This is a genomic window from Ruegeria sp. HKCCD7559 (assembly GCF_013110575.1).
GTDB lineage: Bacteria > Pseudomonadota > Alphaproteobacteria > Rhodobacterales > Rhodobacteraceae > Ruegeria.
On the sequence record NZ_WVQU01000001.1, the window covers coordinates 560,775 to 574,042 of the forward strand.

Below are 13,268 nucleotides of genomic sequence, written 5' to 3' on the forward strand. Positions count from 1 at the left end.
CAACATTGCACGGTGAAGTAAAAAATCAAGAATAACCGCCGGAAACTGGCAAGTTTGCCTAAAATGCAATCAAATGCAGGAGCAGTAAAAACATGCGCCTTTATGGATTGAAAACCTGTGACACCTGTCGCAAAGCATTGAAAACGTTACCAGATGCAGAGTTTGTGGATGTCCGCAGTGATGGCGTGCCGGATGCTGTGCTGTCGCAGGCTCTTGCTGGCTTCGGCGAGGCTTTGCTCAACACCAGGTCAACGACATGGCGCGGATTGGATGACAACCAGCGCGCGAAAGCACCTTTAGAGCTTTTGAAACAGCATCCCACCCTGATGAAGCGCCCGTTGATCGAGAAAGACGGAGAGCTGTTTCTTGGCTGGACCGCGGAAACTCGCACGCAGCTTGGTATTTCTTAAGGAATGCTTATGTGCCTGCAAGCAACAGTGAGGACGTTCAATGCGTAATGCCGCCATGATCTTGGGCGTGATTGCCGGGCTGATCGGGATGATCGTCGGGTTTTTCGGGTATGCAAAGGTGGTCGTCATCGATCACGTCGGCGAGATAGACGGCGTTCTGAGGCAGGTAGACAACCCTGACCTGATTCAGGCTGTGTCGATCATCGCGCCTTTGTTGGCCATTGCCGGGGGCGCGATGGCGCCCGCGCGCGCCCTTGTTGCCGGGATTCTGCTGCTGATTTCGGCGGGGGCGATGTATTATGCATTTGGATTCGGTGTGTTCACCATGTTCCCGATCGCGTTTGCCGGGGTTGCCGGGGTGCTTGGGCTGGCAGCAGGTAAACCGGACCAGCCCAAAGCGCATTTCTAGGTCACTTCAGGCGCAGGATCCGATCAAGTGAGATGGGGCCCGCGCCGTTGATCACGATCACCAGCATCAGGAACGTCCACATCGTGCGCTGATCCATAATGGATGGCGCCGCGTCGAACAGGCTGCCCAGTTTCACGCCATGGCCGGTGACATCGACCAGGGTCTGCACCCAGATGAAACCGATCATACCCAAGGCCGCCAGGCGGGTGAACAGACCGACCAGCAGCAGCGCGGGAAGGACGAATTCTGCAACCGTGCCAAAGAAAATGACGACCCGTTGAAAGAGCGTCATTTGGGATACGTCGTAAAGGACGGCTTCGGCTGCTTTGGGGAAAATCTGACCGAAGGCACCGGCCGAAGGTGAAAAGATCGAGCCGTCGATCTTCAGCATCGCCGAGTTCCAGTAATAGACCAGAAGAACCGCGACAAAGACCAGTCGCGCCAGCGTGGGTGTAAGCCAGTTGGACGCCAGGTCCACTTTTCCCAGAACGTTGTTGTGAAGTGAGATCAGGGCAGTCATGTCTCCAGCCTTTCGATAGTCACAGAAGTTATTGCACCGCCCTGCAAAAGCAGTGCCAGAGTGGTTCCAAGGTCAAATTCCGGTTGCGCCGCAGCGGTTTTTTCAAATGCTTCGCCGATCGTGTCGCCGCCTTGCATATTAGCGATCCAATCGGCGCCGCCGGCTGGCAGCAACTGGGCAACCGGGTCGAATTCCGGGCGTGTGATCAAAACATCCTCAGCTCGCGCATCTGGTTTCGGCGCGTTGGTTTCGGTGTTGAAACGCCAGATCGCGTGAATGGGCCAGTCCGAGCGTACCACCCGCATGGCCGGGGCAAAACGCAGCCGGGCTCGCATGACCTGTTCGGGGTCTACGGCCAGCGCGTCTGCCGGGGCGGGTTGGCTGTCGGCGGCGTGGTACGACTTGCGCAAAGTAAGTTCCAGCCGCGCCACATCCGGCAGGTAACCAAGATGGGAAAGCTGCTGCATTTCGGCCAGAAATTCGGGAAAGGCTTCACCGTAGAACATCATCAGCGGTGATGATGGCGGGTGCTGGCGCAGAAATATCCCGGCCAGCCCGTCCATGTTCTGTGGCCCCAGCAACTTGGTGATGACTGGGAACGCCTGATGCATCGCTTCGGTCAAGGACACGGCGACATTGTTGCGATAGACGCTGAACCGACGACCGGCTGGCTGCGCCTGAGCGTCCAGCAAACCTTCGGGGACAGGGGCTGACGCATCCATCATGGCCGCGCGAAATTCGGATTGCGAAACGCTCATGCCGGGATCCGTTCCAGGGCGGTCTGCGCGCGAACGGCTTCTTCCCGCAAAATGGACCAGTCCGGTACGTCGGTATCCCACTCGATCAGGACGGGTTTCGGCCCCGTACGTTCCAGCACGTAATCCAACAGCGCCCAGACCGGATCGACGACTTCACGCCCGTGGCTGTCGATCAGCAGCGGGTGGCCGTGATCGTCTTCATCCTCGTCATGGCCCCCGAGGTGAATTTCTTCAACTTTTTCAATTGGATAGGCGTCAATGTAACCCTGAGGAGAGAAATCCAGATTGGTGGCAGAGACAAAGACGTTATTGACATCCAGCAACAAGCCACTTCCGGTGCGACGTGCAATTTCGCGCAGAAAGTCCGGCTCGGACCAGGTGCTTTCTTCAAAAGCCAAATAGCTTGAGGGGTTTTCCAACAGCATCTGCCGTCCGACGGTGTCCTGAACCTGATCGATATGATCGCAAACGCGCGCCAGTGTTGCGTCGGTATAGGGTAAGGGCAGCAGGTCGTTGTAGAAATGGGTGTCATGTGTGGACCAGGCTAGGTGCTCGGAAAAGCTGGCGGGATTCAGCCAGCCCACCAGATGTTTCAGCCGGGCCAGGTGATCAGGGTCCAGCGCGCCTTCGCCGCCGATGGACAGGCCAACGCCATGGACCGAGATCGGAAATTGTTCGGAAAGGTGGCGCAGCTGCGCCAGAGGCCGCCCGCCGTCGCCCATGTAGTTCTCGGCATGGATTTCCAACCATGCGACGGGCTGTGCGTGTTCAAGTATCTGAGCGAAGTGTTGCGGCTTGTAACCAACGCCCGGCGCTGCGGGCAGACGGTTCGACCGGTGGGCATCATCCAGCATGGGTCAGTTCCTTGATCACGAAAGGGAAGGGGCGGGCGATGGTGCCCGCCCCTGAATTCGTCAGGCCGTTCTTATGCGGGCAGATCCCGATCCAGGGCTTCCAGCGAGCCTTTGCGCGGGCTGCCGTCTGCCTGCGCGGGCAGTTCGATATCCGCGCAGGTGCCTGCGTCAACCAGGGTCCATGCATTGCCCTGATAATCAACGGTCGAGGTGCCCGCGCAGGTGGTGCCGGGGCCCGCGGCGCAGTCGTTCTGACCGGCCAGCGATACGCCATAGCATTTTTCCTTTGCCTGAGCGGATGCAGTGGTTGCGGCGCCCGATACGGCGGCTGCGACTGCGGTTGCGATAACCAGGGACTTGGCTGTGTTCGACATCTCGGTAATCCTCTTGATGACTGGGTATGTCTGCTTGTGACAATGACAAAGGTAGTAGCTTGGTAGACAGAGTTGAATTCACGAGCCCGTGTCTCACAAGCACGTCAAAGGGCGGCGTGCCCTCTTGCAGCGTAAAGCATTGTTTTTGATGAAGAAAGAGTGAATTGTTTCAATCTGGCCCCAATTCGGGGGCCAGATTCCCAGCAATATGCTGCCGATTGTTACAGCAAATCCGGTGGGGTGGCTGCCTGCGACAGCTCGTTTGTTACAACGTCAAGCGGTTGAACCTGCGTCTGTTTTTCACCCAGACGTCGGACGCTGACGGTGCGCTCTTCAACCTCGCGGTGGCCCACGGCCAGAATGACCGGCACCTTGCCGACCGAATGCTCGCGGACCTTGTAGTTGATCTTCTCGTTGCGGATATCCGCCTCGGCGCGGACACCCGCAGCTTTGAGCGTTTCAACCACTTCCAGAACATACTCATCCGCTTCGGAGGTGATCGAGGCCACGACGACCTGACGCGGGGCCAGCCAGAACGGCAGTTTGCCCGCGTGTTCTTCGATCAGGATACCGATGAACCGTTCGAAGGATCCCAGCGTCGCGCGGTGCAGCATGACGGGGCGGTGTTTGCCGCCGTCGGCGCCAATATAGGTGGCGTCCAGGCGTTCAGGCAGAACGAAGTCCACCTGGAAGGTGCCGCACTGCCAGTCGCGACCGATGGCATCTGTCAGGACGAACTCCAGCTTTGGACCGTAGAAGGCGCCTTCACCCGGGTTCAGTTCGGGTTCGATCCCGGCTGCTCGGGTTGCAGAGAGCAGGGCGGATTCTGCCTTGTCCCAGACCTCATCTGAACCAGCCCGCGTTTCAGGACGGTCCGAGAATTTCACCGCAAACTTTTCGAATCCCAGATCCTTGTAGATCACGCTGAGGAAACGGATGAACTCGGCGGTTTCGGCCTCGATCTGTTCCTCGGTCGAAAAGATGTGGGCGTCGTCTTGCGTAAAACCGCGCACGCGCATGATGCCGTGCAATGCGCCCGAGGGTTCGTACCGGTTGCACGACCCGAATTCGGCCATACGCAACGGCAGATCGCGATAGGATTTCAGGCCCTGTTTGAAGATTTCAACATGGCAGGGGCAGTTCATCGGCTTGAGCGCGTTAACGGCTTTCTCGCGGGCATGTTCTTCGTCCACTTCGACGATGAACATATTCTCCTGATACTTGTCCCAGTGGCCGGACCGTTCCCACAGCTTGCGGTCAACGACCTGCGGCGTGTTCACCTCGACATAACCGCCCTTGCGCTGCTGTCGGCGCATGTAGTCCTGCAGCAGGGTGTAGATGGTCCAGCCGTTGGGATGCCAGAAGATCTGACCGGGCGCTTCCTCCTGCATGTGGAACAGGTCCATCTCGCGGCCCAGCTTGCGGTGGTCGCGTTTGGCGGCTTCTTCCAGCATATGCAGGTAGGCTTTCAACTTTTCCTTGCCGGTAAAGGCCACGCCGTAGATGCGCTGCAACATCGCGCGATCGCTGTCGCCGCGCCAATAGGCACCCGCGATGGACATCAGCTTGAACGCATCCCCCGGAACCTGCCCGGTATGTTGCAGGTGCGGACCTCGGCAAAGATCCTGCCAATGGCCGTGCCAGTACATGCGCAGCGGCTCGTCGCCGGGAATAGCCTCGATCAGCTCGACCTTGTAGGGCTCGTTATTGGCCTTGTAGAACTCGATCGCGCGCTCGCGGTCCCAGACCTCGGTGGTGACGGGATCACGCTTGTTTATGATCTCTTTCATCTTTTTCTCGATGAGGCCGAGATCTTCGGGCGTGAACGGCTCTTCGCGGTCGAAGTCATAATACCAGCCGTTTTCGATGACGGGGCCGATGGTGACCTTGGTGGCGGGCCAGATCTCCTGAACCGCGCGCGCCATGATATGGGCCAGATCGTGGCGGATCAGCTCATTGGCCTGGGCCTCATCCTTCATAGTGTGGATGGCGATCTGTGCGTCGGATTCGATGGGCCATTGCAGGTCCCAGTGCTGGCCGTCAACGGTGGCCGAGATGGCCTTTTTGGCCAGCGAGGTTGAGATGTCGGCAGCCACCTGCGCGGGCGTGACGCCTGCGGCGAAGGTGCGTGCATTGCCATCGGGAAAGGTAAGAGAGACGGATTGAGAATCCAGGGCCATATCGGCTCTCCTCGTCGGTTTGGCGCCCACTGAACGCCCGGTTGCGGGTTATGTGTGTTCGGCCCATGTGGCAGGTGGATGGGCCTGTGTCAAGAGTGGGGCGAGGGGCCAGCCTCTCGCGCTCCCCGGAGTAATTGGAAAAAGATGAAGTGGGCGGAATTGCACTCGGGGGTGGGGCGTGCATGATGCTGGAAAAGGAAAGAGGGTTTCATGGCAGCGACGGATTTTCTGGAGACGCCGCAGGGGCGGCGACTGGCTTATCACAAGACCGAAGGGGCAGGACCGACCATCGTTTTTCTGGGCGGGCTCAAATCGGACATGGAAGGCACCAAGGCCGTGCATCTGGAAGCCTGGGCACAGGCGCGTGGGCAATCGTTCTTGCGGTTCGATTATTCCGGCCACGGGGAAAGCTCGGGCGCGTTCACCGAGGGCTGTATCGGTGACTGGCATCAGGACACATTGGCTGCGGTAAAGGCATTGACGGACGGACCTTTGATCGTGGTTGGCTCATCAATGGGAGGATGGCAGGCATTGCTGCTGGCCAAGGTCATGCCCGAGCGAATTGCGGGCATGGTCACAATCGCCGCCGCGCCGGATTTCACCGAGGACGGGTACTGGGCTTCGTTCAGCGACGAACAAAAAGCTGCGCTGGACTCTGTCGGCCATGTCGAGCTGCCGTCCGACTATATGGAACCCTATATCATCACCAAGCGCATGATCGAAGACGGACGCCAGAATTTGGTTCTGCGGGACGCTCTGGATCTGCCGTTCCCGGTTCGTTTCCTGCAAGGTACCACAGACACGGCGGTTTCGACCGAAACAGCCGTGCGGCTGCTGGAACATGCTGCGGGTCCTGACATGCGGCTGTTGTTGGTCAAGGGGGCTGATCATCGCTTCTCGGACGAGATGTGCCTGGGTTTGATCGAGACCGCGGTTCTTGATGTGTTGGGAGAAGCCTGATGCGGCGCTTTGGTTGGTTTCTGGGGCGCGCTCTTCTGGCGCTGGTTGTTCTTGGCGGCCTGGTCTACTGGTTCGGCCCGCGCGAGGAAGTGAACCTGCACCCGACCTTTGATCCTCGGAAATTTGGTGAAGGTGTTCAGGTTTTTTTTGAAAGCACCGAGTCTGCCTATGATGACATCGTTCCGGGTGTCGAAAAGCGCGTGATCTGGCACGACGGGTTCAAGGAACAGCGCACGCCGTATTCTGTTCTGTACATCCACGGTTTTTCAGCAAGTTCCGAGGAAATCCGCCCTGTTCCTGATCTGGTGGCTGACGCTTTGGGCGCCAATCTGGTCTACACGCGGTTGCAGGGTCACGGTCGGGATGGGCCGGCGATGGCCGAGGGTACGGCCTCGGGCTGGATGCAGGACACCGCCGAAGGGCTGGCAGCGGCGCGTGCGGTCGGGGAAAAGGTGATCGTCATTTCCACCTCGACCGGAGGAACGCTGGCGGCGGCCGCTGCGTTGGATGCCGACCTCAGCCAGGATGTGGTCGGCATGGTTTTTGTCTCGCCGAACTTTGGTGTGAATACCGTCGCGGCGTCGGTGCCTTCGTTGCCTTGGGCAAGAAGTTGGTTGCCCGTTCTCATGGGGCCGGAACGCGATGTGTCAGGGCCGGACCCCGAGAAGAACAGGTACTGGACGTCGGTCTACCCGTGGGAAGCCGTCGTGCCGATGTCCGTGCTGGTGGATACGGTCTATGCGCTGGATTTCTCTGACGCCCTAATACCCGCCTTGTTCTGGTTTTCGGATGATGATCAGGTTGTGCGGCCGGACCGGACGCGCAAGGTTGCCGAGGCCTGGGGCGCTCCGGCAACGGTCAGGCTGGTGACGATGGGGCCGGGTGACGATCCGTCTTCACATGTTATCGCGGGGCGGTTGATGTCGCCGGGTCAAACCGATGCCACCGTTGCTGGTATTCTGGAGTGGCTCAAGGGCTTGGGGGTGGAATAAACCCTGATCGGAAAAAAGGATGCAAGATGCGTAAGCCGGGCAGTATGTGGAGCCTTGAGACCTTGGGTCGTGTCCGCTTGTCCCGGCACTTCTTCATGCGCGATTTTATGTATTCGGAAATCGGCAACTTCCACCAAAAGCAGAATATTCCGGACAACCCGGATCTGGCGATCGAAACAGGCCGCGCCTTTTGCGAAACTCTTCTTGACCCTTTAGAGGAGACATTTGGCCGGGTCGCGGTCAGGTCGGGTTATCGTTCATCGTCCTTGAACCGGTTTGGCAATGAAAACAAACTGAACTGCGCCCGAAACGACAATCCGTTGGAATGCCATATCTGGGATCGCGGGGAAGGGGATGCGCGGATTGCCGGGGCATCCATCGTCATCCCGTGGTTCGCGGATCAATATGCGCGGGGCAGGGACTGGCGGGATCTGGCGTGGTGGATGCACGATCATCTGGAGTATTCCGAAATCTGGTTCTTCCCCAAGCTATGCGCGTTCAACCTAGTGTGGCGGCCCAGACCGCATCGTCGGATCGACAGCTATATTGCTCCGCGTGGGTGTCTGTTGAGGCCCGGCGCTGAACCCGGTGAAGACCTTGCGGCCCGGCAAGCCCGTTACGCCGATTTCCCGGCGTTTCGGGCCATCGCCTACCCGTGAAGTTTTCCTTGCCCGGCTGTGGCAAAACTCTCATCCTGACAACAACTGGAAGGACTCGGACAAACCGAGCAGATGGAGCCCCCGCGTGAAGGAACCGCTGGTTTTGTTGCCTGGGTTGATGTGTGATGCCCGGCTGTTTCGACCTCAGATCGAGGTGTTGTCACGGTCACGGCCTGTCACTGTTGCACCTGTTTCCGGAGGCGAGCGCATTGAAGAGATCGCCTCGGGGCTGTTGGATCAGCTTCCCCATCGATTTGCATTGGTGGGCCTGAGCATGGGCGGTGTTGTGGGGCTGGAACTGATCCGGCGGGCACCGGAACGGGTAACGCGCCTGTGCCTGATGTCGACGGACGCACTGGCGGATACACCTCAAATCGCGGCCAGTCGCGAGGACCTGATCATTGGTGCCCTGGGTGGGCGGCTGGAAGAGGTCATGCGCCAACTGGTCGGCACCGATACATTGGCACCGGGGCCCAGACGAATCCCAATTCTGAATGATCTTTTGACAATGGCGAATGACATGGGCGCCGAGGCATTCGTGCGTCAAATGCGTGCCTTGCAGCGCCGGCCCGACCAACAGGGAACGTTGCGCCGCATCAAGGTTCCCACTTTGATCATGTGCGGCGCCCATGACACGCTAACCCCGGTCAGACGGCATTCTTTCATGTCAGACCTGATACCGGAGGCAGCGTTGGAGGTCGTCGAAAATGCCGGACATCTTCTGCCGCTTGAAGCGCCCGATGCCGTGAACAAAGCCTTGCAAACCTGGCTGAACATCCCGCAAAGGTGTGTCTAGGGGTAAAGCGCCGCCCGTTCGTCTTTCGAAATGACTTTCGGTACGACCGCGGGCTTGCCGGTCTCAGGGTCGAAAAACGGCGTATTCTTCCAGCGCCCTGACAGGCGCGATTGCAAGGTGCGGCGCAAAAGGCCAAACGCCGCAAACCTGACCTTTTCGTGTTTCTGTTTGCCATCGGGCCGAGGGACAAACCCACGGGTCGTCACCGGCCCCAATGCGGAAACATCACCGGTAATCCTGCCGACGATAAACCCTGCAAAGGGCAAACGTGCAGTCTGTGGCGTTGTCGCCAGCGGGGCGTTGCAGCAGCTGGCATACCATCGCAGCATACCATTTGGGCTGAGTTTCATGGCCGAAAGGAATTGGCTTCCGGCGGTGATTTCGATTTCATCCGGTGCCATCTGGAAAATGTCGACCGGGCCGGGCGCCGGGTCGGGCTGCCCGAAATACAGTTGCGCCGCACGGCAGTCATGACAAAAACACTCGACATGGGTTCCAAGCCGAACGCCCCGGTCCGAGATTTGACCCTTCAACTGGCCGCAACAGCAGGAAAAGGCGAGGCCACCATGTAATGGCCCGCCCATGTTCATCAGGCTACCTTGTTGGTGTTCGCAGCGCGGCGACGTTTCTTGCGGCTGTTTTCGTTCATGAAATCAATCACAAGCGGGCGAATGTTATCGCGCCAGCTGCGGCCCGCGAAAATGCCGTAATGGCCCGCGCCGGGTTCTACGTGGCTGGCCTTTTTGCTGTCTGGCAAACCGGTGCACAGGTCCAGTGCAGCAATACATTGTCCGGGCGCCGAGATATCGTCATTCGCACCTTCGACCGATTTCACGGCAACATCGGTGATTTTGCCGATATCCACCTTGTGGCCGGCGACAACAAATTCGTTGCGTGCGATCTCGCGGTTCTTGAACACGCGTTCGACCGTCGACAGATAGAACTCGGCCGTCATGTCCATCACCGCAAGATATTCGTCATAGAAACGGTTATGGGCATCCAGGTCCGAGGCTTCGTTGCGGATAACACGCTGAATCTGATCGGAAAACGCCTTGGAGTGGCGATCGGCGTTCATCGACATGAACGACGCCAGTTGCAGCAGGCCGGGATAGACCATACGCCCGACACCTTTGTACTTAAATCCGACCCGTTGAATCATGGTTTCTTCCAGCTGACCCATCGTAACACGTCGTCCAAAGTCGGTGACGTCGGTCGGGGTCGCGTCCGGGTCCACCGGCCCGCCAATCAGTGTCAGAGTGCTGGGTTGAGCCTTGGGTTCGACTTCGGCAAGATAGGCGGTCGCTGCCAATGTCAGCGGGGCAGGCTGACAAACCGCCACGACATGCGTGTCGGGCCCCAGTTCCTTCATGAAATCTACAAGGTAGAGCGTGTAGTCTTCGACATCGAACTTGCCGGCAGACACAGGAATATCGCGCGCATTATGCCAATCGGTGATGTAAACTTCGCAATTGACCAGCAGGCTTTTGACAGTCGAACGCAGCAGCGTGGCGTAATGGCCGGACATGGGCGCAACCAGCAGGACCTTGCGCGGTTGTTCTTCCCGGCCGTTGACACGGAAATGAACCAGATCGCCGAAGGGGCGTTCCAGAACGGTCGTAATCTCTACCAGATGGTCTTTGCCGTCCTCGCAGGTGAAGGTTCGAATGCCCCAGTCAGGTTTGACGACCATTCGCTGGAAGGTCCGTTCGGTGACTTCACCCCATGCGGCCATCCAGCTGAACGCCGGGTTAGGTGTCATGGAAAACAGGGGGTAGGACGCCATCGCGCTTGCGGTTGCACCAAGCCATTGGTTGGTGTTACGCATGGACTCCATAAGGTCGTAGGTCATCATGTAGCGCATAAATGGGGCCTCCTGAGTGTCAGCCTGAGAGTTCGGACCATTCGCCGCTTTGCCCCCCAGCACCCACGACGTTATTCTGCATGGCAGCGAGGTTAGGGTGGAATTGTTAAAATGACAACAAGTGAAGACCAAATGCCGGACGTGTCCGAAGAACATATTGAACGCATTAAAGAAAATATGGAAAGGGTCGAGCAGCTCGCGAAGCGCCTGGTCGAGATCATGGCGTCAAAAAAGTCGCACACGCCCGCGCTGGACGGCCCGAATCAAGAGCTTTTTGCACGAGCAGCAACAGCCTATTGGGCCGAGGCATGGCAAAATCCCGCCAAGTTGTTGGAGCAACAGATAGAATTCTGGGGCAAGTCGGTTCTCAACTTTGCCGAAGCGCAGAAAGCGCTGACGACCGGAGAGGTGGAAACCGAGGAAACCAAGCCCGGTGACAAGCGTTTTTCCAATCCCCTTTGGGAGACAAACCCTTATTTCCGACTGATCCGGCAGCAATACCTGACGAACGCGGAAGCGATTGCGCAGGCTGTCTCGTCGGTTGATGATCTGGATGCCAAAGACAAACGACGCCTACAGTATTTCTCGCAGCAGATCATCGACATGATGGCGCCCACGAATTTTCTGGCGACTAACCCGGATGCCCTGCAAAAAGCGGTCGAGACCGAAGGTCAGTCGCTGATAAAAGGGTTGGAGAACCTTGTTTCAGACCTCGAAGCCAATGATGGCGAGTTGGTCGTCAAGCTGGCGGATGAAAGCGCGTTCGAGGTTGGTGGAAACCTGGCGACAACGCCGGGCGAGGTCATATATCGCAACCGGATGATGGAGCTGATCCAATACAAGCCGGTGACTGAAACGGTTTATGAGACGCCCATCGTTCTGTTCCCGCCCTGGATCAACAAGTTCTATATTCTGGATCTGAAAGCCCAGAACAGCATGATCAAATGGATCACCGAACAGGGCTATACCCTGTTTGTCGTAAGCTGGGTGAACCCGGATGAAAGCTATGCCGAAACCGGCATGGAAGACTATATTCAGGACGGTTTCCTGACCGCAATCGAAACGGCCAAGAAGATCTGCAAGGTCAAACAGGTCAACGCTGTGGGTTATTGCATCGCGGGCACGACGCTGAGTCTGACCCTGTCCTTGCTGAAACAGCGTGGCGACAAATCGGTGAAATCCGCAACGCTGTTCACGGCACTGACGGATTTTTCTGATCAGGGTGAGTTTACGCCATTCCTGCAAAACGACTTCATCGACGGGATCGAAGAGGAAGTAAATAAGGAAGGCGTTCTGCGGTCGTGGATTATGGCGCGCACCATGTCGTTTCTGCGATCACGCGACCTGATTTATGGTCCGGCCATTCGCAGCTATATGATGGGGGAAGTGCCTCCGGCCTTTGATCTGCTTTACTGGAACGGCGATGGTGCAAACCTGCCAGCAAAAATGGCCGTGGAATATCTGCGAGGCCTCTGCCAGCGCAACGAGTTCGCGACCGACGGTTTCGAGTTGATGGGGCACAAGTTGAAACTCGAAGACGTGGATGTGCCGCTGATGGCCATAACCTGCGAAACCGATCACATCGCGGCATGGAAAGACTGTTACCGCGGCGTGCAGAAAATGGGCTCGCGGTCCAAAACCTTCGTGGTTTCAGAATCGGGTCATATTGCGGGTATCGTGAACCCGCCCAGCAAGAAGAAATATGGCCACTACACCAACCCGGATATGAAGTCGGATGCCAGCACCTGGCTGAAAGAAGCTGATTTTCACGAAGGATCCTGGTGGCCCATGTGGGACGCGTGGTTGAAGAAGCGGTCTGCCAAGCAGGTTCCGGCCCGTGAGCCGGGTGATTCGAAGCACCCGAGCCTCGCATCCGCACCCGGGACTTACGTTGTGGCGAAACCAAACGACTGATTTCATTTTGAAACTTAAAAATTCTGCGCCGCAGCAAGAAAAAACTTGCAATGCTGCGGTGCAGCAATCATATTGTCCTCAAGCTGATGAAACCCGGGGTGGGCCCGGACCGGCTAAAAGGATTAGGACAATGGCAAAGACCCAAGACTTTACCGCGATCATGAAAGACATGATGGGTGCATTTCCGGTGGACACCACCGCAATGGAAGGCGCATTCAAATCGACCGCTTCGCTGAACGAGAAGCTGTCGGGCGTTGCTCTGGACGCTGCTGAGAAATCGGCCGAGATCTCGAACAAATGGACCAAGGACACCCTGGCCAAGCTGAGCGAGATGTCGAAAGCCAAGGCAGAGCCTGCTGACTACGCAAAAGCCGCAACCGACTTCGCAAGCGCATCGGCTGAAGTTGCAGCCGAAAACCTGGCCGCTTTCGCCGAAATCGCGAAAAAAGTTCAGACCGAAACCGTCGAGCTGCTGATGGCTGCCGGCAAAGACGCCGCGGAAGAAGCAACCGCTGCCGTCAAAAAGGCGACCAACGAGGTCACCACCGCAGCCAAGAAAGCTGCAACTGCAAAGTAAGAAA

15 protein-coding genes are annotated in these 13,268 nt (G+C 57.8%); 8 read left to right on the forward strand and 7 right to left on the reverse strand.

Annotated elements, in window-relative coordinates; genetic code table 11:
* Positions 1-92 precede the first annotated feature (92 nt).
* Both GS605_RS02790 and GS605_RS02795 read left to right on the forward strand, forming a co-directional pair.
* On the forward strand, positions 93-410 hold the full coding sequence (locus GS605_RS02790) for an ArsC/Spx/MgsR family protein (RefSeq protein ID WP_171631264.1): 318 nt from the start codon (positions 93-95) through the stop codon (positions 408-410).
* Positions 411-450: 40 nt separating this feature from the next.
* Positions 451-819 carry a hypothetical protein gene (locus tag GS605_RS02795; protein WP_171631266.1) on the forward strand — a complete coding sequence of 123 codons (369 nt, stop codon included), beginning with the start codon at positions 451-453 and terminating at the stop codon, positions 817-819.
* 1 nt (position 820) lies between these two features.
* On the opposite strand, the gene GS605_RS02800 is transcribed toward GS605_RS02795, so the two are convergent.
* The 5 genes from GS605_RS02800 to thrS all read right to left on the reverse strand — a co-directional run bounded on the left by GS605_RS02800 (position 821) and on the right by thrS (position 5,505).
* Positions 821-1,339, reverse strand: a complete 519-nt coding sequence (locus GS605_RS02800; protein ID WP_171631268.1) for a DoxX family protein — start codon at positions 1,337-1,339, stop codon at positions 821-823.
* Positions 1,336-2,097 carry a DNA-binding domain-containing protein gene (locus GS605_RS02805; RefSeq protein WP_171722992.1) on the reverse strand — a complete coding sequence of 254 codons (762 nt, stop codon included), beginning with the start codon at positions 2,095-2,097 and terminating at the stop codon, positions 1,336-1,338. The genes GS605_RS02800 and GS605_RS02805 overlap by 4 nt, the downstream gene beginning before the upstream one ends.
* A complete protein-coding gene (locus GS605_RS02810) occupies positions 2,094-2,951 on the reverse strand; it encodes a DUF692 family multinuclear iron-containing protein (protein WP_171722993.1) in 858 nt (285 codons plus the stop codon). Before GS605_RS02810 ends, GS605_RS02805 begins: the two co-directional genes overlap by 4 nt.
* A 71-nt stretch (positions 2,952-3,022) precedes the next feature.
* Positions 3,023-3,325 (reverse strand): DUF2282 domain-containing protein, encoded by a 303-nt coding sequence (locus GS605_RS02815; RefSeq protein WP_171631275.1) that lies wholly within the window; start codon positions 3,323-3,325, stop codon positions 3,023-3,025.
* A gap of 221 nt (positions 3,326-3,546) precedes the next feature.
* Complete coding sequence (gene thrS / locus GS605_RS02820; protein ID WP_171631277.1) at positions 3,547-5,505, reverse strand: threonine--tRNA ligase; 1,959 nt, start codon at positions 5,503-5,505, stop codon at positions 3,547-3,549.
* A gap of 210 nt (positions 5,506-5,715) precedes the next feature.
* Between thrS and GS605_RS02825 the strand changes: the two genes are divergently transcribed.
* The 4 genes from GS605_RS02825 (at position 5,716) to GS605_RS02840 (ending at position 8,912) form a co-directional block, all read left to right on the forward strand.
* Positions 5,716-6,465 carry an alpha/beta fold hydrolase gene (locus GS605_RS02825; protein ID WP_171722994.1) on the forward strand — a complete coding sequence of 250 codons (750 nt, stop codon included), beginning with the start codon at positions 5,716-5,718 and terminating at the stop codon, positions 6,463-6,465.
* The gene (locus tag GS605_RS02830; protein WP_171722995.1) at positions 6,465-7,457 is read left to right on the forward strand and encodes a carboxylesterase; all 993 of its coding nucleotides are present in this window, start codon (positions 6,465-6,467) and stop codon (positions 7,455-7,457) included. The genes GS605_RS02825 and GS605_RS02830 overlap by 1 nt, the downstream gene beginning before the upstream one ends.
* Positions 7,458-7,501: 44 nt before the next feature.
* The gene (locus GS605_RS02835; RefSeq protein ID WP_171723630.1) at positions 7,502-8,116 is read left to right on the forward strand and encodes a hypothetical protein; all 615 of its coding nucleotides are present in this window, start codon (positions 7,502-7,504) and stop codon (positions 8,114-8,116) included.
* Positions 8,117-8,201: 85 nt separating this feature from the next.
* Positions 8,202-8,912, forward strand: coding sequence for an alpha/beta fold hydrolase (locus tag GS605_RS02840; protein WP_171722996.1), 711 nt, complete (start codon positions 8,202-8,204; stop codon positions 8,910-8,912).
* Here the strand turns inward: GS605_RS02840 and GS605_RS02845 are convergent.
* Complete coding sequence (locus tag GS605_RS02845) at positions 8,909-9,496, reverse strand: DUF6151 family protein (protein ID WP_171722997.1); 588 nt, start codon at positions 9,494-9,496, stop codon at positions 8,909-8,911. The two genes, GS605_RS02840 and GS605_RS02845, sit on opposite strands and share 4 nt — an antisense overlap.
* Positions 9,497-9,501: 5 nt before the next feature.
* Positions 9,502-10,773, reverse strand: a complete 1,272-nt coding sequence (phaZ, locus tag GS605_RS02850; RefSeq protein WP_171631288.1) for a polyhydroxyalkanoate depolymerase — start codon at positions 10,771-10,773, stop codon at positions 9,502-9,504.
* Positions 10,774-10,884: 111 nt separating this feature from the next.
* Here phaZ and GS605_RS02855 point away from each other — a divergent pair, with 111 nt between their 5' ends.
* Positions 10,885-12,687, forward strand: a complete 1,803-nt coding sequence (locus GS605_RS02855) for an alpha/beta hydrolase (protein ID WP_171722998.1) — start codon at positions 10,885-10,887, stop codon at positions 12,685-12,687.
* 130 nt (positions 12,688-12,817) lie between these two features.
* Complete coding sequence (locus GS605_RS02860) at positions 12,818-13,264, forward strand: phasin family protein (protein WP_171228035.1); 447 nt, start codon at positions 12,818-12,820, stop codon at positions 13,262-13,264.
* The last annotated feature ends 4 nt before the right edge of the window (positions 13,265-13,268 follow it).